This is a genomic window from Lutibacter sp. (genome assembly GCF_046055765.1).
Classification (GTDB): Bacteria; Bacteroidota; Bacteroidia; order Flavobacteriales; family Flavobacteriaceae; genus Lutibacter.
In genome coordinates this window covers 13,777-33,492 of record NZ_JASFZF010000024.1, presented here as the reverse complement: position 1 = coordinate 33,492, position 19,716 = coordinate 13,777, and the positions used below count along the sequence as shown (strand labels likewise).

The window sequence follows — 19,716 nt, the reverse complement described above, 5'->3', positions numbered from 1 at the left end:
TTTTGAAAGTAGAAAGTTGTTTAAAGCACCTTTTTTTTGTTGCATAATTATTACATATTAAATTAAAGTAAATTAATATATTTGTGAAAACAACCATTCAATGAAAAATCTTTCTATAGTAATTTTATTAATTACATCAATTACATTTCAGGCACAAAATAAATTAGATTTTTCCTATTATCTACCTCAAAATATAACTTATAACAAAAATATACCTACTCCAGAAAGTATTTTGGGTTATACTATTGGAGAATGGCATGTCTCTCACGATAAATTAGTAGAATATATGGAAGTTTTAGCCAAAAATTCCGATAGAATTACACTGGAAAATCGTGGAAGAACTTTTGAAAACAGACCTTTAATTTTGCTTACAATAACCGCCCCTGAAAATCATAGAAATATAGAAAATATTAGATTAAATCACTTAAAATTAACAGAAACTAATGAGAGTTCACAGTTAAATGTAAATGAAATGCCAATTGTTTTGTATCAAGGATATTCTGTGCATGGAAATGAACCAAGTGCAGCAAACTCAGCAATAGTTTATGCCTATTATTTAGCTGCTGCTGAAGGTTCAGAAATTGAGTTGGTATTAAAAAATACAGTTATTTTATTAGATCCAACTTTAAATCCTGATGGTTTGCAGCGTTTTTCTTATTGGGCAAATACAAATAAAAGTGCTCATAACAATACGGATCCAAACGATAGAGAATTTCATGAAGTTTGGCCAGGAGGAAGAACAAATCATTATTGGTTTGATATGAATAGAGATTGGTTGCCGGTTCAATTGCCTGAATCACGTGCTAGAATTGAGACTTATAGGAATTGGATGCCAAATATTTTAACTGATCATCATGAAATGGGAAGGAACTCAACTTTCTTTTTTCAACCAGGAATACAATCAAGAGTAAATCCTTTAACACCATTAAAAAATCAAGAATTAACAAAGGAAATTGCTACATATCATGCAAAAGCATTCAATAAAATAGGCTCATTATACTTTACGGAAGAAGCGTATGATGATTTTTATTATGGAAAAGGATCTACCTATCCAGACATCAATGGTGCCGTTGGAATTTTGTTTGAACAAGCAAGTTCAAGAGGACATGCGCAAGAAACAATTAATGGTGTTTTGACATTTCCTTATACCATTAAAAATCAATTTACAGCTACACTTTCAACATTAGAAGCTGCAAATGCAATGCGCGTAAAATTGTTGAGTTATCAACGTAATTTTTATAAGAATGTTTCCAAAGAATCACAAAAAGACCCAATAAAAGCAATTGTTTTTGGTGATGAAAAAGATAAAATGAAAACCTATCATTTAGCAGAAATTTTAAAAAGACATAAAATTAAATTTTATGATTTAAAGACAACTGTAACATCAAAAGGAAAGAGATTTAATAAAAATAATAGTTATATAATTCCAATACATCAAAAAAACTACAAACTGATTAAAGCAATGTTCGATAAGCGAACATCTTTTACAGACAGCTTATTTTATGATATTTCAGCATGGACATTTCCTTTAGCATTCGATTTAAATTATGCAAAATTAAAAGCAACAGCAGCAGTTGGTGAATTAGTTAAAAATTTACAAGTGCCAAAAGTACCGGAAGTGACCAAAAGTACCTATGCTTATTTAATGGAATGGCATGAATATTATACACCAAAGGCTTTAAAAAAAATTATTCAAAAAGGTATTAGAGCCAAAGTTGGATTGAAGCAATTTTCACTTAATGGAAAAAATTATGATTATGGAACTATTTTAATTTCTGTGCAAAATCAAAATTTAAATATTGATGAATTGTATACTTTTTTAACCAATGTTTCCAAAAATTCTAATGTGACAATTACAGGTGTTACTACTGGTTTAACTGAAGGAATTGATTTAGGAAGTCGTGAATTTAAAATTATAGCCAATCCTAAAGTTGCAATGATTGTTGGACGAGGAGTTTCTTCGTATGATGCGGGTGAAATTTGGCATTTGTTCGATCAACGTTATGAGATGAATATCACAAAGTTAGATGTAGAAAATTTTAGCAGAGTAAATATTTCAAAATATACCACTATTATTTTACCAAGTTCTAACTTAAAATTGAGTACTGCAACACTTGAAAAATTGAAAAGCTGGGTACAAAGTGGTGGAACAATAATAGGTTATAAAAATGCTGTTAAATGGTTGTCAAGTAATGAATTTATTAAGTTAACATTTAAAAAACCTAAAAAAATACTAGCTAAAAATATTTCTTTTGAACAGAAAAAAGATTTTTCTGGAGCCCAAACAATTGGTGGTGCTATTTTTGAAGCAAAATTAGATAGATCTCATCCAATAAATTTTGGATATCAGTATGATAAGCTGTCAATGTTTAGAAGAACCAATATATTTATTAAAGAAGATAGTAGTAGTTATAACAACCCAATTAAATACACAAATAATCCACTTTTAAGTGGTTATATTTCAAAACCAAATTTAGCCGTTTTAAAAAATACGGTTCCATTTCAGGTAAAACGTTTTGGAAGAGGTAGAGTAGTGGTTTTTACGGATAATACAAACTTCAGAGGTTTTTGGTATGGGACAAACAAATTATTAATGAATGCAGTGTTTTTTGCTAAAACAATGTAATTAACTTATTTGCTTACCGTTTTTTAAATTTACTGTTGAACTTTGCAATAAAACAATTTTTCCTTGCTTGTTTTCGATACCAAGTATTAAACATTCACTAAAAAAATTAGCAATTTGCTTTTTTTTAAAGTTCACAATGGCAGTAATTTGTTTATTTAATAATTCAGATTTAGTGTATAACTCAGTAATTTGAGCACTCGATTTTTTTATACCAAGCATGCCAAAATCTATGGTGAGTTGGTATGATGGTTTACGAGCTTTTGGAAAATCATTTACTTCAATAATAGTTCCTATTCGAACATCTATTTTAGAAAAGTCTTCAAAAGTAACTTCTGGTTTTATAGTTTTATTCATCAATGATTACAAATTCAGTTCTTCTGTTCATTTGGTGTTGAACTTCTGTACATTTAACACCATTTGAGCATTTATTTATTAATTGGGTTTCTCCATAGCCTTTACTAGTTAACCTGTTTGAGTTTATTCCTTTTAAAATTATATAGTTTAAGACTGAGTTAGCTCTTTTTTCGGATAAATTTAAATTATAATTATCTGGAGCTCTACTATCGGTATGTGAAGCAATTTCAATTTTTATAGAGGGGTTATTTTTTAATAAATTTATAACTTTATTTAATTCTATAGCTGCATCTTTTCGAATGGCATCATCATCTAAATCAAAATAAATAATGTTGGTTTTAATCATTTTTTTACCTCTAGAAGTTACAAACTTAACATTTGATTTTAAATGGAGTAGTTTATTCGTAGATTCATTAGGTATGTTTGAGGTTTTAATAAAAACAGTAGTATTTTCGTAGTTTACTGCAGATGCAACAATTTTATAATAGTTGTTGCAGTCTATTGCAAAACTATAATTTGCGTTAACTGCCGTTTTTAATGTATTAATTATTAAATCATCTTTAAAAATTGTAACTATTGAATTTGGAATTGGATTTTTTGTTTTATTGTCTAAAATAGTTCCACTTATTTTTTGCAGACATTTTATTGGAATTAATAAAATTAATTTATCGATTTTATGATTATTAATAGAGTTAGTTGCAATTTCTATGTTAGAAGTTTCAAAATTTTCTTTTTCAGCTAAAATTGTATAATTTTCTTTACATTTCAGACTAAATGAGTAGCTATTTCCATTACTAATAATTTTTGATTCCAATAATGTATTATTGCTTAATAAAGAGACTTTTACATTATTTAAAGGTTGTCCTGTATTTTTATTAGAAAGTAACCCAGCTACTATTTGATTGCATTCAATTGGAAGTAACTGTATGTTTTTTGTAAGTGAATCATTTATTTTTTTTGTAGTTGTAAATTCGACTTTGGTGGGTGTGAAGTTTTCTTTTTCAGCTAAAATTGTATAATTTTCTTCACATTTCAGACTAAATGAGTAGCTATTTCCATTACTAATAATTTTCGATTCCAATAATGCATTATTGCTTAATAAAGAGACTTTTGCATTATTTAAAGGTTGTCCTGTATTTTTATCAATTATAAAACCTTTAATTTTTTGAAAGCACTCTTTATTCTTTAGTTTGAAAGCATAAATATCTACACCGCCTTTTCCACCTTTACGATTAGAGGTGAAATAACCTGTATTTTTTAAATCATTAATTACAAAAGCAAAATCATCATAAGAACTGTTAAATGGGCTTTGTAAATTTTCAACTTTATTATATATTCCTTTTTCAAAAGTACTTTTAAAAATATCTAAACGACCTTTTCCTTTATGACCGTAAGAAGAGAAATATAATACGTTATTTCTATCTGCAAAAGGGTATAATTCATCCTGATTTGTATTGATGTTTTTCCCTAAATTTTTTGGAGTACTGTATAACGTGTCATTTTTAATATCAACAACATATATATCGTTCTTTCCATAACCATTAGGCATATCTGACACAAAAAATAATTGACTACCATCTTTGCTAATTTCTGGGCTTCGTACGGAATATTCTTTACTATTAAAAGGTAAGTGTGTAATATTTGATAATTCAAAATTATCATCAATCGAAGCTCTCATTAGTTGTAAAGTTCTCCATTTAGCTGAATCTTTTCTTGTAAGTGTATTGTAAAAATTATTCCAAGTAAAATAAATTATTTTTCTGTCTGGAGTAAATGAAATATCAGATTCAAAAAATTTATTATTATTTTCACTTGAGAATTGGTTAGCTTGAATTAAATCTCCATCATTATTAATTATTGCTTTATAAATCTCTAAATAAAGTTGACGATTATTTTTTCGCCGATCTTTTTTAAAATTTTTATCATTATTATTTTTTTTTGAAGATGCAAATAGTACAGTATTTCCGTTTAAATAAGTAATACCAAACTCAGCATCCTTAGAATTTATTGAAGTTGTATGTACTTCATATTCTACTTGTTGAGAAAATAGTGTATTAAAAAATAAGAGTAGAATTAATTCTGTAATATGTTTCATTTAAAAAATATTGAAAATTACTTTTTTGAAAGCTTTTCAAAAACCCATGCAGGACCTATTAATAAAAATTGTAAATCTTTAAAAAATGAAGGTTTTTTCCCTTCTAATTTATGTCCATAAAACTGACCTATCCATGCTAAAATAAATAGTACTAATGATGTATAAAATAGAGGAACTAAATTAGATAAATAGTAATTTCCAACTAAGCAAATTATTGAAAATGTCAACATCCTTACAAATGTTGAAAATGATAAGCGTAAATAAAATAATAATAGTAAAATTAAAACGGGAGTTGCCCAGTTTTCTAAAAAGGGATTATTAATACTTATATTTTGTGTTATTAAATTTGAAGGAATACTCATTAACATACCAACGATACTAAAAAAAATAGTTGGGACACAAATATAATGAATAGATTGATTTGTTTTATGTTGATGACTTTCTGCATATTCATCAAACCATTGTTGTAATGTTTTCATATAAAATATGTTTTAATTTTTACTAGTAGATTTTGCTAATTTTTCTATATTTTTTTTGGCTCTTTTATTACCGGAATCTAAAGCTAATGATTTTTTATAATTTAAAATTGCTTTTGCAGTGTCTCCACTTCTCATAAAAGCATCAGCATAGCTGTCATATACATTTGAACTGTTTGGATACAATGCAACATTTATTTCAAAATATTGAATTGCCTTTTCATAATTTTTTTTTCTTAATTCTTGATATCCAAACCTATTAAAATTAACTTCGTTAATTGCTTGATCTAAAGAATCTTTCTGTTGTATTGCTAAATAACCTTCTAAAGCTTTCTTAAATTCATTGTTTTTTAAATACTCACTAGGAATATATTCATTATTAGTAAGCTTTTTATAGTTGAAAACGGTTTCTTTACTTTCTTTTTTAGGTACTAAAACTATATATTCTTGATTATTTGAAGGGTTTGTTAAAAATTGAATTTTTTCATTCATTTCTTTTACAAAAAAAGTAGTTTTATCAATTTTTAATGGTTTAATACTTTTAGCACCACGCCACTCTAAATACAATTCATTTTCTTTAAAATAAGCTTTAATTATTTCATCAGAATTGTATAAATATTTTCCTGAAGCCTTTTTAATAAATTCGGGTGAGTGTGTATTATTTGAGCAACTATAGATTATTATTGTTAGTAATGTGAGTATAAAATACTTTAATTTCATAGTCAGATGGATTGGTTTAATAGTTTTTAATGTTTCTATAAAATCAAAAGTACAAAAAAAGAAAAGCATTGATTTTAAAATCAATGCTTTTTTAAAACTATATATAAAGTAAATTTATTTTATACCCATCAACTCAACATCAAAAATTAATGTTGCATCTGAAGGAATAACCCCACCAGCACCTTGACTTCCGTATGCTAAATTAGAAGGTATTACAAAACGAGCTTTATCACCAATTTTTAATAATTGAATTCCTTCATCCCAACCAGAGATTACTTGTCCAATACCTAATTTAAAATCAATAGGTTGTTTGCGTTCGTATGAAGAATCAAAAACAGTACCATCTAATAACTGACCTTTATAATGTACAGAAACGGTTTTTCCTTTCTCAGCTTTTGCACCAGTACCTTCTTGTAAAATTTTATAACGTAAACCACTTGGAGTTTCTTCATATCCTGCAGCAACTTTATCTAGTTGTTCTTTTTGTGCAGCTTTTGCTTCTGTTTCTCTTTTTTCTCTAGAACCTTCAAAAACTCTAAATGCTTCTACAGCATTAAATTTTTCAGCTTGTTCTCCAACTCTAATAATTTCAAGAGTTTCAAGAATGTCATTTTGAGCAATAGCATTTACAATATCTAGCCCTTCTACAACATTTCCAAAAACAGTATGTTTATTGTCTAACCAAGGAGTTGCAACATGTGTAATAAAGAACTGACTACCGTTTGAAGCTGGTCCTGAGTTTGCCATTGATAAAATTCCAGGAGTATTATGCTTTAATTCTGGGTGAAATTCATCATCAAAACTATAACCAGGAGAACCAGTTCCAGTTCCTAATGGGCAACCACCTTGAACCATAAAATCAGCAATTACTCTATGAAATTTTAACCCATCATAATAAGGCGTTCCTTGTGGTTTAGAATTGTTTTCTAAATTTCCCTCAGCTAAGGCAACAAAGTTACCAACTGTTCCCGGAGTTTTTTTAAACTCTAAGTTTATTACTATTGCACCTTTTGTGGTGTTAAATTTTGCGTATAATCCGTTATCCATTTTCTTATTTTTTAAACGTTGCAAATATACATGCTTTCATTTGATATAAAAGTATAAATATTACTTATTCAATTCTTTCATAATTAATTCAATAGCCTTGTTTAATTGAGGCTGTTTACCATCAAGCCGGTCTTTAAAATTTTTACGAACATACACATCTGGGCTAACACCTTCAGCTTCCAAATCTTTTCCATTTAAGGTGTAACAACCCCAAGAGGGTAATCTGTAAAATGAACCATCAACTAAACTTTTTCCTGAAGTGAAAATAATCCATCGGTATGTTTCTGTTCCAATAATTGTTCCTAAACTAAGTTCTTTAAATCCTGCAGCAGTCACTTCAGCATCTGAAAGTGTTTGTTCATTAATTAGCAATACAATTGGTTTATTTCCATAGTTAAAATTAGATTGCCCAGTTAATTTTCCTTCTCTATATTTCCAGTTTAAATATGTTTTTTGACTTAAAAATTTTAATACTTCGTCATGAACATTTCCTCCACGATTATAGCGCAAATCTAAAATTAAACCTTCTTTATTGGCTTCATTACTTACTAAATCTTCTTTAAATTTTGTTAGTTCTCCACTACTCATATTTTTCATGTGAACATAGGCAATTCGATTGTTAGATTTTGAATCTATATAATTCTGATTTTTATCTTGCCATTCATCATATCTTAAATCTCTTACTTCATTTTTTGAAGAAGGGTGAATGTTAACACTAAATTCACTTCCATTTCTTTCAAAAGTTAGCGTTAATTCATCTTTAAATTTTGGAAATGAAAAATATTTTTCTCGGTTAATTTTTGGATCAATTTTGTTTCCGTTAACAGCAATTAATTTATCACCTTTTCTAAGATTAATGTCAAAATAATCAACCGGACTTTGTTTTATAATTCTGTTAACGGTATATGAATTATCATTATCAAATAAAATACCTGTTGCTAAGGTTTTGGTTCCATAATAAATAGCTTCTTCATCTCCGTTTGAATTAAACCCAAAATGAGAGGTGTTTAGTTCGCCTAACATATCGTTAAATATTAATCTTAAATTAGCTCTGCTATTTACAAAAGGTAAATATTTAGCATACCTATCTCTAAGTTTTTGCCAGTTTTGTCCATGGAAATTTTCATCATAATAATTTTCTTCCATTCCAGCCCATGCTTCATAATACATCTGTTTAAATTCTTTTGAAAGAGATTTATTAAATGAATGATTTATAGTAATTTCTTTTAATTTGTTATCGCTAATATCTAAAGTATTTATTGTTCCGTCTATTAAGATATAATTTCCTTTTTTAGATGTTATTATTTGATAATCTCTAATAGTTTTGTCAGTTACACTTTCATTTTTATTTTTTTCAAAAGGTTCCATGGTTGTTTTCCATAATTGAGATTTTCCTTCATGATGATTTGAAATGTATAAGATATACGTTTTTTTATCTTTTTGAATAATTGAAGGGTTTTCTTGCTCACCAAATCTAGGACTTATAGCTGTTAAACGTTCCATAATATTTGTTGAATTGATTTTCACAGTAGGTTTTTCTCTAGAAGTTTCTTTTTCTTCATCTTTATTAACCGTATCAATATTTTCTTCATTTTTAAACAAATTTGTGTATTTATTTATTTTAAATGGCGCATTATATTTATCCAACCCCATTTGATATATTTTGCTATTACTAGTACCAAACGGGTAGCTAGGGTTTATTTTGTCTGAAGCAAAATAGATGTACTTACCATTTGGAGACCAAATAGGAGAGGACTCTGAAACTTTAGTATTTGTTAAGTTTTTAATTTCTTTTGAAGTGATATTATACACAAAAATATCTGTTTCAAAATCGCGATATGCATTGTAAACTATATAATTATCATCTGGAGAGAAATAAGGATTGGAATTATAAAATCCCCAAAGTTCATCTTTTACAATAATTGCGCTTTTAAAGGTTGATAAATCAATGAAGCAAATATTATTTCTACCACTTAAATATACCCCTTTTGATCGATCGCTATTTAATGTTAGTTGACGATTGTTCATGGTGTTTTTTGTTAATTGCTTCTCTTTTGAAGAACCATCAGCATTAATAATAAACCAATTGTAATAACCATTAATAGATTGTGAATAAATAACTGTTTTATTATTTTTTAACCATTTAACTTCTTGAACCGCCTCATTATTATTCGTTTCAATTTCTTGAACAAATTTTCCTTTACTATCTGAAACAAATAATTTACCTCTTGATACAAAAGCTAATTTCTTCTCATCTGGCGAAACATCAAAAAATGTAATTTCACCTTTTGAAGAATATGATTGTTCTTTATTTAAAGTGTTATTAGTAAAAATATGAATGGTTGGAGTTGTAGTTTTTCCACTTTTAACATCATACACATGAACTTGATAATTTTTTCTAAAAACAATTTTCTCCCCATTGGCACTAACTTTTGGCCACATAATTGAAGTTGAAAAATTAGTTAACTGTATTTTTTTTCCATTTTTAAGCGTGTACAGATTATACTCATCATTTCCCTCATCAGATATAAAATAAAGTATTCCCTTTTTATCAAATGTTACCCCAAAATCTTTTCCAATGTAATCCGTATGTTCTTTATATTCTTTTGTTTTTAAGTTGTAAGATTTAATATCTGGATTATAATCTCCTTTATATCTTTTTCGATGTGCAAAAATGCTGCTTTCCCAAGATTCATTAAAATAAATTTCATTATTTATGGGGTTTTCAACTACATTGTGTATGGTATTAAAAAAATGATTAAATAGGCGTTTTGGTGTCCCTCCATTTAAATTAATACTATATGTTGTGATATTATTATCTCTTGAAGATTCAAAATAAATTTTTGTATTATCCCAACTCCATGAAGAAACATTATCTGAGCTTTCATTAAAAGTGAGTTGCTTAATTTCACCACCATTTATGGGTGTAACATATACATCATTATTTCCAAATTGATTGCTTGAAAATGCGAGCCACTTTCCATTAGGAGAAACACTAGGATTTGTTTCGGTTCCTTGCATAGCAGTAATTCTATAGGCATTCCCCCCATTTGTTGCAACTTTCCATAAATCACCACCATAACTAAAAATTATGTATTGTGCATTAGGTGTTAAAGTTGGGTTTAATGTGAAATAAGGACTATTATTTTGTGACGTACCTGAAAAAGTAATAAATAAAAAGAAAACACTAAAAAGTATTTTAAGAAGTTTCATAAAAATAAAGTTTGAATTAATTATTAAACTTTAAATTTAAGTTAATTAAAATAGTAAACTTCTTATTTTTTTGTTAAAAAAAATCCGCTAAAAGGCGGATTTTAATAATTATATGTTAGTTTTTCTAAACTATACTTCTGCTAAAATAATAGCTTCAGTAGTAGTTGATTGTTCAATTTTATGAGCATCACTTGTTAGACCACAACCTTTTTTTGTTGATACACAAGAGCTAAATAAAATTAAAGTTATAGCTATTAATAAGATATTTAAAGTTAATTTTTTCATTATAGTTTGGGGTTTATTTAAATTTATAACGTAGTAAATATAACATTTATTTTATGAAGTCAATTTATCTAATGTATAAACTATTAATTCTTCAACCGCTTTTCCAGGATTTTCACTAAAATCTCCAGTGGCTCTGTTTGCAATAATACAATTCATTGAACAAGCATTGTGTCCTAATAATTTTGACAATCCATAAATGGCAGAAGTTTCCATTTCTAAATTAGTGATTTTCACATCATTATAAACAAAATTATCAATTTTATGATTTAATTCAGGATCTTGAATAGCAAGTCTAAGTATACGGCCTTGAGGGCCATAAAACCCAACAGCAGTTGCAGTTACACCTAAAAATATGCTGTCACTTTTTAATTTATTTTCAAGTTCACTACTGTTTTGAACTACATAAGGTCTAGCTTTTCTTGGACTCCAATTGGTATGTTTTATAAAAGCATCTTCAAATTCGGGATTTAAAATATCCTTACAATCGTACGAATGTAAAACGCCGTCAAATCCAATTCCATATTTTGCTAAAACAAAGCTATTCACAGGAATATAATCTTGTAAAGATCCAGAAGTACCAATTCTAACAATATTTAACTGTGTAAATTCTTTTTTTGCTGTTCTGGTTTCAAAATCGATATTTACAAGCGCATCAATTTCATTCATTACAATATCAATATTGTCAGGTCCAATTCCTGTTGATATTATTGTAATACGTTTACCTTTAAATGTACCTGTAATAGTCCTAAATTCTCTTTTTTGAATATCAAATTCTATTGAATCAAAGTGTTTAGTAATTTTAGGGACTCTATTTTGATCTCCTACAAAAATGATATCCGTTGCTATATGTTCGGGTTTTAAATTTAAGTGGTAGATACTACCATCGGGATTCAGAATTAATTCTGATGCTGCTATTTTTGTCATAATTTTATCCGCCTACGCGTTTTACGTTATATCCTTCTTTTTTAAGGATTTCCATTATTTTATCTCTATATTTTCCTTGAATTATAATTTCGTTGTCTTTTACACTTCCTCCAACTCCACATTTGGTTTTCAATAATTTTCCGAGAATTTTTAAATCAGCTTCATTTCCTACAAAACCTGTAATTACAGTTACTGTTTTTCCACCTCTTCCTTTATTTGAAAATAAAGCTTCTAAAAATTGCTTATTTGGTAATAGAGTTTCCTGATTTTCTTCAGTATTGTATTCAAAACTATTATTTGTTGAAAAAACAAAACCACCCAAATTTTCTAAACTATTTAATTTTTTTTTACTCATTTGAAATTAAAAAGGAACTACAAAAATAGGGAATAATATGTTAATTTTTAATCTTTTTCCAAATAAAAAGTAAAGCAGCTAACAATTCAAAAACAAGTCCAATTGCAAATAATAAATTTGCTTGCGGCCAATTTATAACTTTAGCTATTACGCCTACTATAATTAAAAAAATACCAAATGTAAATATTGAAACTATTTTATTTGTAATCATTTTATAAGACCTAATTCTCTTAATCGTTCATTTAAAAACTCTCCTGCGGTTATATCATCATACATTTTAGGTTGTGAATCGCTAATGCATTCAGATAAGCAATTTAGTGACATTTCACTAATTGGGTGTGTAAAAAAAGGAATAGAATAACGTGGCTTTTTCCAATCTTCTCTTGGCGGGTTTACTACACGATGAATTGTTGAACGTAATTTATTATTTGTTAATCGCTCCAACATATCACCAACGTTAATAACTAATTGTTCAGGTAATGCAGTAACGGGTATCCAATCTCCTTTTTTATTTTGCACTTCCAATCCTGATGCAGATGCACCCATTAAAAGTGTGATTAAATTTATATCACCGTGAGCAGCTGCTCTTACAGCTCCTTTTGGCTCACCATGAATTGGAGGGTAATGGATTGGTCGCAAAATACTATTTCCATTGGTTACAAACTTATCAAAGTAAAATTCTTCTAAACCAATATAAAGTGCTAGTGCTCGTAATACATAAATTGCTGTTTTTTCTAGCATTTGAAAGGTTTCTATTCCAATTTTATTAAAATTAGGGACCTCTTTTACTTTAACATTCTGTGGATACTCAGCTTTTAATTTTTCATTTTCGACAACTTCTTGGCCAAAATGCCAAAACTCTTTTAAATCACCTTCTAATCTTCCCTTGGCACTTTCTTTTCCAAAGGATGTATATCCTCTTTGCCCACCAATACCTTCAATTTCATAGGACTCTTTAACATTATTTGGTAATTCGAAAAAGTGTTTTATTTTGGAATATAATTTCTTAGAAAGGGTATCAGTTAAAAAATGACCTTTTAAAGCGACAAATCCTATTTCTTCATAAGCTTTACCAATTTCTTTTATAAATTTTTGTTTTTTTGATGGATTTTCTGATAAAAAATCTGATAAATCTACACTAGGAATATTTTTCATACGCTATAAATTTGAAAATTTTTAAAAGTATAAAAATTATTTATTCTTTTTAATAATTGGTATTAGATAGCTTAGGGTATAATTAAAACCTACACCAGTATTGTTTAAAAATACACGATTAAAACCTGGAACTTGAAGATTTTTGAAATTTTCAGGATTGGTTGTGCTTATCATATTATTAAAACTGATGCTTACACCTAAATAGAAGTTTTTAAAAGTTTCTACCTTCATTCCAAAAACAAATTCAATCCATTGTGCTGTTAAATCATTAAAAACAGTGTTTGGTTCTAAAGTTTCGGCTATAAAATATGTTCCCTGTACATTAGGAGTATAACTGTTTAAAGTTTGGTCAAAAATGCTTATTCCATAGCGCAGCCCAATATAAATTTCATTATTCATTCCAGCCCAATTTTTATAGGCATTATAATTAAAACCGGCTTTAATAAATGAACCTTTTGTTGTGAAATTAATATAATCTTCGTTTGTAGTTTTATCTAAAGAGCCAAGTTCAACTGCTACATAATAATTTTGAGCTACTCTAATATCTCCAATTATTTCAAACCCTTTATTTTCGGTTTCAAAGTAAGTGTTTATAGGTTTACTTAAGTCAAAACCAATTCTAATACCGTAGTTTTCTTTAGCTTTAATTGTATCTTGCTTTTCTTGAGAACTAACAGTTAATGTAACTAAAATACTAATGAAAAATAGTAATATGTGCCGCTGTGTCATTTTCTATTGTTGAATTGTTAATTTCAATATTTTTTATCCAGTTTGAGGAATTGTTTGCTATTTGTAGGTTTTCAAAAATAGTTTTGTATCCACAAGATCGAGAAACAAAAATATCTTTTCTATCATAACTAAATGCAATAGTATCATTTACTAAATTATTTGCTAGAATAAGCGTTGTTGTATTTTGAGTTAAATCTAATGGAATTATAATAGAATCTAATGCTTGATTAACATAAAGGCTATCTTTTCCATCTGCCCAAACAGTTAGGTCATCAACAATTTTAGAATCGGTTTGAACTTCATCATTGTAAAAACGAATTATTAAGTTTGGTGTAGTGGCTTCAATACAAATATCATCTTTTTCACAACTTAAAATTGTAAATAAAGATATAGTAATGATTGTAAAATACTTTTTCATTATTATTTATTTTAATTCTAAAAGAACAACATTTTCAACGTGATGTGTTTGTGGAAACATATCTACAGCTTGAATTTTAATAATATTATATTGTTCTTTCATTAATGCTAAATCACGTGCTTGAGTTGCTGAATTACAACTTACATATACAATTTTTTTTGGCAGAATTTCCAATAGTTTTGCAACTACATTTTTATGCATACCATCTCGTGGTGGATCTGTAATAATTACATCTGGCTGTCCGTGTTTTTTTATAAAATTATTGTTAAACACATCTTTCATATCACCTGCATAAAATTCAACGTTTTTAATGTTGTTTAATTGTGCGTTTATTTTAGCGTCTTCAATTGCTTCAGGAACAGATTCTACACCAATTACTTTTTTGGCATTTTTAGCAACAAATTGTGCAATTGTACCAGTACCTGTATAAAAATCATAAACTATCTCATTGCCTGTCAAACTAGCAAAATTACGTGTAATTTTATATAATTCATAGGCTTGTGCTGAGTTTGTTTGATAAAATGATTTAGGTCCAATTTTAAATTTTAACCCTTCCATTTCTTCAAAAATATGATCTATCCCTTTAAAAAGGATGATATTTTGATCGTATAAAGTATCATTTCCTTTACAATTAATTACATATTGAAGTGATGTAATTTGTGGAAATTTTTCTGCCAAAGCATTCAATAAACCTTCACGTTTTTCTTTATCTTCTTTAAAAAATTGAATGACTACCATAATTTCTCCTGTTGAAGAAATACGAAGCATAATGGTGCGTAATAACCCATCTTGCTCTCTTGGGTTATAAAAATCTAAACCATTTTTAATACCATAATCTTTAATGAAATTTCTAATATGGTTTGAAGGTTCTTCTTGTAAATGACATTTTTCAATATCTAAAATTTTATCCCACATTCCTGAAATATGAAAACCGCACGCATTTCTATTATCAATTTCTTCTTCAGAATTTATTTCTTCTAAAGTAAGCCATCTACTATTTGAAAATGAGAACTCCATTTTATTTCTATAAAAATAAATGTTTTTACAACCTAAAATAGGAGTAACCTTTGGTAATTCTAGATGCCCAATGCGTATCAAGTTATTTACAACTTCATTTTCTTTATAAGCTAATTGATGTTCATAGGCCATTGATTGCCATTTACAACCACCACAATGTTCAAAATGCTCGCAAACAGGTTCAACTCTTTTATCAGAATATTTATGAAACTTTATTGCTGTTCCTTCAAAATATGCTTTTCTTTTTTTCCCAGTTCTTATATCAACAATATCACCAGGAACGGTATTTGTTAAAAATATAACACGTCCATCAGGTGCTTTAGCTACCGTTTTCCCACGTGCACCGGCGTCTATTACTTCGATGTTTTCAAAAATAATTGGTTTGTTTCTTCTACCCATTTTGCAAATGTACAATTTTGCATAAAAAAAGCACCCTAAAAAGGATGCTTTCAAAATTATAAGTTTATGTAAATTATTTTATACTTTTCATATAAGCATTTATTGCAGCTAATTCATCATCAGTCATGTCTTTAACAAAACCATCTAAGTTAGCTTTCATAATAGCAACTTGACCAGGGTCAGTATCAACAATTGCAGGAGATTCTCCTTTTAAGAATTTTATAATATTTCCATTTTGTTCAGTATATACTTTATTGATATCTTTTATTGAAGGGCCAATAACTTTCATATTAGGGTTATGACAAGTAGCACAAGTTTTTTCTGTAAATAATTTTTTACCAAGCTCAAGATTATCAGCAACAACTTCGGTAGCTACTTCTTTTACCTCTTCTTTAACAGTTTCAACTTTTGTTTCAACTTCTTTTTTTACTTCTTCTTTTTTCTTTTCGCCGCAACTTGTTAAAAACATTGCAACCAATCCTAAAACTAATACCGATTTTTTCATTTTTATCTAAATTTTATTTGAAATTATTTACAAATTTATTCAATTAATTTTAATGTTTTGTGATTTTCTTAACAAAAGTTGTAATAAATAATTATTATAGATATAAAGAAATTAATTTAGATACTTAAATTTATTTTAAGTAGTATATATGTGTTTAAAATATTTTGTAATTTGCGATTAATATTAGGATGATTTCTCTCCCAAAGAAGGAATTTTAAATTTCAATTTTAAAATTTTTATAATGATGGTTTCAGAAAAAATTTCATCAGAACAAGCAATTAAATTAGAAGATAAGTATGGAGCACATAATTACCATCCATTACCAGTTGTTTTAAATAAAGGTAAAGGTGTTTATGTTTGGGATATTGCAGGTAAAAAATATTACGATTTTTTATCAGCATATTCAGCAGTTAATCAAGGGCATTGTCACCCAAAAATTATAAAAGCCTTACAAGAGCAAGCAAGTACGTTAACTTTAACATCACGAGCATTTTATAATGATGTGCTAGGCACATATGAAAAATATGTTACTAGTTATTTTGGTTTTGACAAGGTATTACCTATGAACACAGGTGCTGAAGCTGTAGAAACTGCGATTAAATTGTGTAGAAAATATGCTTATGAGAAAAAAGGTATTGCTGAAAATAAAGCGGAAATAATAGTTTGTAAAAATAATTTCCACGGTAGAACTACAACAATTATTAGTTTTTCAAATGATGAAGATGCACGTAAGAATTTTGGTCCTTTTACTGCGGGGTTTATTAAAATTGAATATGATAATTTAGAAGCTTTAGAAAACGCATTGAAATCTAGCAATAATATAGCAGGGTTTTTAGTAGAACCTATTCAAGGCGAGGCTGGAGTTTATGTGCCTTCTGAAGGTTACTTGGCTAAGGCAAAAGCATTGTGCGAAAAGTATAATGTTTTATTTATTGCAGATGAAGTACAAACGGGAGTTGCAAGAACAGGAAAATTACTTGCTGTTGATCACGAAAATGTAAAACCTGATATTTTAATTTTGGGGAAAGCATTAAGTGGTGGAGTTTATCCAGTTTCAGCAGTTTTTGCTAGTGATGAGATTATGAATGTGATTAAACCTGGTCAACATGGTTCAACTTTTGGTGGAAACCCTTTAGCTAGCGCTGTTGCAATTGCTGCGCTCGATGTTGTTAAAGATGAAAAATTAGCTGAAAATTCAGAAATATTAGGAAAACTCTTCAGAAGTGAATTGCAAAAATTTATTGATACAAACAGTTTAATTAAATTTGTACGAGGAAAAGGTTTGTTAAATGCAATTGTTATTAATGATTCTGAAGATAGTTCTACAGCTTGGAATATTTGTTTGAAGCTGAGAGATAATGGATTGTTAGCTAAACCAACACATGGAAATATTATCCGTTTTGCTCCTCCTTTAGTAATGAATAAAGAACAATTGTTAGATTGTGTTTCAATTATAACAAAAACAATTACCGAATTTCAATTATAAAAAAAAGCGGCTTTAAGCCGCTTTTTTATTATCTCTTTCTTCTTTTAGAGCTTTTTTTATCTGACGATCCAAAAGCACTTTTACTATCTGAACGTTTTCTTCCAAAACCACTAAATTCGCTTCCAGGTTTTCCGCCGGAGCTTCTTCTTCGGCTTCCATGATCTATTCTTCCACTATCTTTTCGGTTCTTATCACGACTTCTTCCTCCGCCGCTTCTTCCTCCACGCTTTTTTTCTGTAATTTCTACATTTACGCTTCTTCCTTCAAAATCAACATCATTTTCTTGGAAAGTAGTAATTGTTTCGTCTTTATAGTTTTTATCTAATTCAAAAAACGAAAAAGTGTCTAATATTTCAATTTGACCAATTTCAATATTTTTAGCAATTTTTTGCTCATTAATCAAACCAATTAATCTAGCAGGATTTAATTTATCTTTTCTACCAATATTTATAAAGAATCGAGTCATATTTTCATCATCTCTACGTTTTCCTCTAGTGTCTGAATCTCGACCTCTCATTTGATCACTATCATTTAAATCTGGCGCATTTTGATAGTATGATAAAAAAGTATTGAATTCTAATGAAACAAATCTTTTAATTAATTCTTCACGATCTAAACCTTCTAATTTTTCATAAATTGAAGGTAGAAATTCATTTATTTCAATTTCGTTTATTTCAATATCATGAACTTTATCAATTAATTTTAATAATTGATTTTGACAAATTTCTTTTCCGGTAGGAATAGGTGTACTTACAAACTTTTTACCTATTAACCTTTCAATAGGTCTTAATTTTCCTTTTTCTCTTCCTGTAACAATTGCTATTGAAATACCTACTTTACCTGCCCTACCAGTTCTACCACTTCTGTGAGTATAAGATTCTATTTGATCTGGTAATTTGTGGTTAATAACGTGTGTTAAATCGTTAACATCAAGTCCACGTGCAGCAACATCAGTTGCAACTAAAAGTTGTAAATGCTTTTTACGAAATTTACCCATAACGCTATCACGTTGCGCTTGTGATAAATCCCCATGAAGTGCATCAGCACTGTAGCCATCTTTTATTAATTTATCTGCAACTTCTTGTGTTTCTCTTCTTGTTCTGCAAAAAACAATGCTATAAATATCTGGATTTACATCAGCAATTCTTTTGAGTGCAGCATATCTATTTCTTTCTGAAACTACATAATATTGATGTGAAACCTGGTCAGATCCTTTATTTTTTTCACCTGAAGTAATTTCAACAGGTTTGTGCATATAGTTTTTAGCAATACTTTCAACTTCTCTAGGGAATGTTGCAGAAAACAATAAGGTTTGTTTTTCTTTAGGGGTAACAGCAAGAATTTTATCTAATTCATCTTTAAAACCCATATTTAACATTTCATCAGCTTCGTCTAAAACAAGCCATTGAACGTTAGAAAGTTTTAATTGTTTTCTGTTAATTAAATCAACGGTTCTTCCTGGAGTACCAACAACAATATGAACACCTTTTTTAAGTTTTCTAATTTGATCTTCAATGCTAGCCCCGCCATATACTGCAATAGTTCTAAAGCCTTTAATGTGTTTTGAAAATTCTTCAATATTTTTAGCAATTTGTATTGCTAATTCACGTGTTGGTGATAAAATAATTGCTTGTGTGTTTGTGCTATTAGTATCAATTTGTTCTAAAATAGGTAAACTAAAAGCTGCAGTTTTCCCTGTTCCTGTTTGTGCAAAAGCTTTTAAATCTACTTTTGAAGAAATAACTTGTGGAATTGCTTTTTCTTGTATTTCTGTAGGGTTTTCGTAACCCAAATCGGTTAAGGCTTTAATGATATTAGCATTAAGCCCTAAATCTTTAAATGTCGACATTCTGTATAAATTATTGATTTACAGACGCCCATCTATAAACCGGTTAAAAACGTGCAAAGGTAC

Annotated in this window: 18 protein-coding genes; 2 read left to right on the top strand and 16 right to left on the bottom strand. The window is 28.3% G+C overall.

What is annotated here, in order from left to right; genetic code table 11:
• The first annotated feature begins 100 nt into the window (after positions 1-100).
• The gene (locus QM495_RS02450; RefSeq protein WP_408670517.1) at positions 101-2,626 is read left to right on the top strand and encodes a M14 family metallopeptidase; all 2,526 of its coding nucleotides are present in this window, start codon (positions 101-103) and stop codon (positions 2,624-2,626) included.
• On the opposite strand, the gene QM495_RS02445 is transcribed toward QM495_RS02450, so the two are convergent.
• From QM495_RS02445 to QM495_RS02375, 15 genes are all read right to left on the bottom strand, one after another.
• Positions 2,627-2,980, bottom strand: a complete 354-nt coding sequence (locus QM495_RS02445) for a tRNA-binding protein (protein WP_408670516.1) — start codon at positions 2,978-2,980, stop codon at positions 2,627-2,629. It lies immediately after the preceding gene.
• On the bottom strand, positions 2,973-5,075 hold the full coding sequence (locus QM495_RS02440; RefSeq protein WP_408670515.1) for an OmpA family protein: 2,103 nt from the start codon (positions 5,073-5,075) through the stop codon (positions 2,973-2,975). Before QM495_RS02440 ends, QM495_RS02445 begins: the two co-directional genes overlap by 8 nt.
• Positions 5,076-5,092: 17 nt before the next feature.
• Entirely contained in the window at positions 5,093-5,554 is a 462-nt protein-coding gene (locus QM495_RS02435) for a DUF962 domain-containing protein (protein WP_408670514.1), read from the bottom strand.
• Positions 5,555-5,566: 12 nt separating this feature from the next.
• The gene (locus QM495_RS02430; protein WP_408670513.1) at positions 5,567-6,271 is read right to left on the bottom strand and encodes a tetratricopeptide repeat protein; all 705 of its coding nucleotides are present in this window, start codon (positions 6,269-6,271) and stop codon (positions 5,567-5,569) included.
• A gap of 114 nt (positions 6,272-6,385) precedes the next feature.
• The gene (locus QM495_RS02425; protein WP_408670512.1) at positions 6,386-7,318 is read right to left on the bottom strand and encodes a peptidylprolyl isomerase; all 933 of its coding nucleotides are present in this window, start codon (positions 7,316-7,318) and stop codon (positions 6,386-6,388) included.
• 60 nt (positions 7,319-7,378) lie between these two features.
• The gene (locus QM495_RS02420; protein WP_408670511.1) at positions 7,379-10,531 is read right to left on the bottom strand and encodes a S41 family peptidase; all 3,153 of its coding nucleotides are present in this window, start codon (positions 10,529-10,531) and stop codon (positions 7,379-7,381) included.
• A gap of 129 nt (positions 10,532-10,660) precedes the next feature.
• Positions 10,661-10,816: a hypothetical protein gene (locus QM495_RS02415; RefSeq protein WP_408670510.1), complete on the bottom strand. Its 156-nt coding sequence runs from the start codon at positions 10,814-10,816 to the stop codon at positions 10,661-10,663.
• Positions 10,817-10,867: 51 nt separating this feature from the next.
• A complete protein-coding gene (locus QM495_RS02410) occupies positions 10,868-11,740 on the bottom strand; it encodes a nucleoside phosphorylase (protein WP_408670509.1) in 873 nt (290 codons plus the stop codon).
• Between the two features lie 4 nt (positions 11,741-11,744).
• Positions 11,745-12,095: a translation initiation factor gene (locus tag QM495_RS02405; RefSeq protein ID WP_408670508.1), complete on the bottom strand. Its 351-nt coding sequence runs from the start codon at positions 12,093-12,095 to the stop codon at positions 11,745-11,747.
• Positions 12,096-12,135: 40 nt separating this feature from the next.
• Positions 12,136-12,306: a hypothetical protein gene (locus tag QM495_RS02400; protein WP_408670507.1), complete on the bottom strand. Its 171-nt coding sequence runs from the start codon at positions 12,304-12,306 to the stop codon at positions 12,136-12,138.
• Positions 12,303-13,250: an isopenicillin N synthase family dioxygenase gene (locus QM495_RS02395; RefSeq protein WP_408670506.1), complete on the bottom strand. Its 948-nt coding sequence runs from the start codon at positions 13,248-13,250 to the stop codon at positions 12,303-12,305. Before QM495_RS02395 ends, QM495_RS02400 begins: the two co-directional genes overlap by 4 nt.
• A 36-nt stretch (positions 13,251-13,286) precedes the next feature.
• Positions 13,287-13,979, bottom strand: a complete 693-nt coding sequence (locus tag QM495_RS02390; RefSeq protein ID WP_408670505.1) for a DUF6048 family protein — start codon at positions 13,977-13,979, stop codon at positions 13,287-13,289.
• Positions 13,945-14,397 (bottom strand): DUF6452 family protein, encoded by a 453-nt coding sequence (locus tag QM495_RS02385; protein WP_408670504.1) that lies wholly within the window; start codon positions 14,395-14,397, stop codon positions 13,945-13,947. Before QM495_RS02385 ends, QM495_RS02390 begins: the two co-directional genes overlap by 35 nt.
• 6 nt (positions 14,398-14,403) lie before the next feature.
• The gene (gene rlmD, locus QM495_RS02380) at positions 14,404-15,813 is read right to left on the bottom strand and encodes a 23S rRNA (uracil(1939)-C(5))-methyltransferase RlmD (protein WP_408670503.1); all 1,410 of its coding nucleotides are present in this window, start codon (positions 15,811-15,813) and stop codon (positions 14,404-14,406) included.
• A gap of 73 nt (positions 15,814-15,886) precedes the next feature.
• A complete protein-coding gene (locus tag QM495_RS02375) occupies positions 15,887-16,318 on the bottom strand; it encodes a c-type cytochrome (RefSeq protein WP_408670502.1) in 432 nt (143 codons plus the stop codon).
• Positions 16,319-16,559: 241 nt separating this feature from the next.
• Here QM495_RS02375 and rocD point away from each other — a divergent pair, with 241 nt between their 5' ends.
• Positions 16,560-17,804 (top strand): ornithine--oxo-acid transaminase, encoded by a 1,245-nt coding sequence (gene rocD / locus QM495_RS02370; RefSeq protein ID WP_408670501.1) that lies wholly within the window; start codon positions 16,560-16,562, stop codon positions 17,802-17,804.
• A gap of 28 nt (positions 17,805-17,832) precedes the next feature.
• Here rocD and QM495_RS02365 read toward each other — a convergent pair whose 3' ends face one another.
• Positions 17,833-19,653: a DEAD/DEAH box helicase gene (locus QM495_RS02365; RefSeq protein ID WP_408670500.1), complete on the bottom strand. Its 1,821-nt coding sequence runs from the start codon at positions 19,651-19,653 to the stop codon at positions 17,833-17,835.
• Between the last annotated feature and the right edge of the window lie 63 nt (positions 19,654-19,716).

Bases quoted from the DNA above. Each gene is read 5' to 3' on its own strand.
- QM495_RS02450 (WP_408670517.1), top strand. From the start codon at position 101: ATGAAAAATCTTTCTATAGTAATTTTATTAATTACATCAATTACATTT.
- QM495_RS02445 (WP_408670516.1), bottom strand. From the start codon at position 2,980: ATGAATAAAACTATAAAACCAGAAGTTACTTTTGAAGACTTTTCTAAA.
- QM495_RS02440 (WP_408670515.1), bottom strand. From the start codon at position 5,075: ATGAAACATATTACAGAATTAATTCTACTCTTATTTTTTAATACACTA.
- QM495_RS02435 (WP_408670514.1), bottom strand. From the start codon at position 5,554: ATGAAAACATTACAACAATGGTTTGATGAATATGCAGAAAGTCATCAA.
- QM495_RS02430 (WP_408670513.1), bottom strand. From the start codon at position 6,271: ATGAAATTAAAGTATTTTATACTCACATTACTAACAATAATAATCTAT.
- QM495_RS02425 (WP_408670512.1), bottom strand. From the start codon at position 7,318: ATGGATAACGGATTATACGCAAAATTTAACACCACAAAAGGTGCAATA.
- QM495_RS02420 (WP_408670511.1), bottom strand. From the start codon at position 10,531: ATGAAACTTCTTAAAATACTTTTTAGTGTTTTCTTTTTATTTATTACT.
- QM495_RS02415 (WP_408670510.1), bottom strand. From the start codon at position 10,816: ATGAAAAAATTAACTTTAAATATCTTATTAATAGCTATAACTTTAATT.
- QM495_RS02410 (WP_408670509.1), bottom strand. From the start codon at position 11,740: ATGACAAAAATAGCAGCATCAGAATTAATTCTGAATCCCGATGGTAGT.
- QM495_RS02405 (WP_408670508.1), bottom strand. From the start codon at position 12,095: ATGAGTAAAAAAAAATTAAATAGTTTAGAAAATTTGGGTGGTTTTGTT.
- QM495_RS02400 (WP_408670507.1), bottom strand. From the start codon at position 12,306: ATGATTACAAATAAAATAGTTTCAATATTTACATTTGGTATTTTTTTA.
- QM495_RS02395 (WP_408670506.1), bottom strand. From the start codon at position 13,250: ATGAAAAATATTCCTAGTGTAGATTTATCAGATTTTTTATCAGAAAAT.
- QM495_RS02390 (WP_408670505.1), bottom strand. From the start codon at position 13,979: ATGACACAGCGGCACATATTACTATTTTTCATTAGTATTTTAGTTACA.
- QM495_RS02385 (WP_408670504.1), bottom strand. From the start codon at position 14,397: ATGAAAAAGTATTTTACAATCATTACTATATCTTTATTTACAATTTTA.
- rlmD (WP_408670503.1), bottom strand. From the start codon at position 15,813: ATGGGTAGAAGAAACAAACCAATTATTTTTGAAAACATCGAAGTAATA.
- QM495_RS02375 (WP_408670502.1), bottom strand. From the start codon at position 16,318: ATGAAAAAATCGGTATTAGTTTTAGGATTGGTTGCAATGTTTTTAACA.
- rocD (WP_408670501.1), top strand. From the start codon at position 16,560: ATGATGGTTTCAGAAAAAATTTCATCAGAACAAGCAATTAAATTAGAA.
- QM495_RS02365 (WP_408670500.1), bottom strand. From the start codon at position 19,653: ATGTCGACATTTAAAGATTTAGGGCTTAATGCTAATATCATTAAAGCC.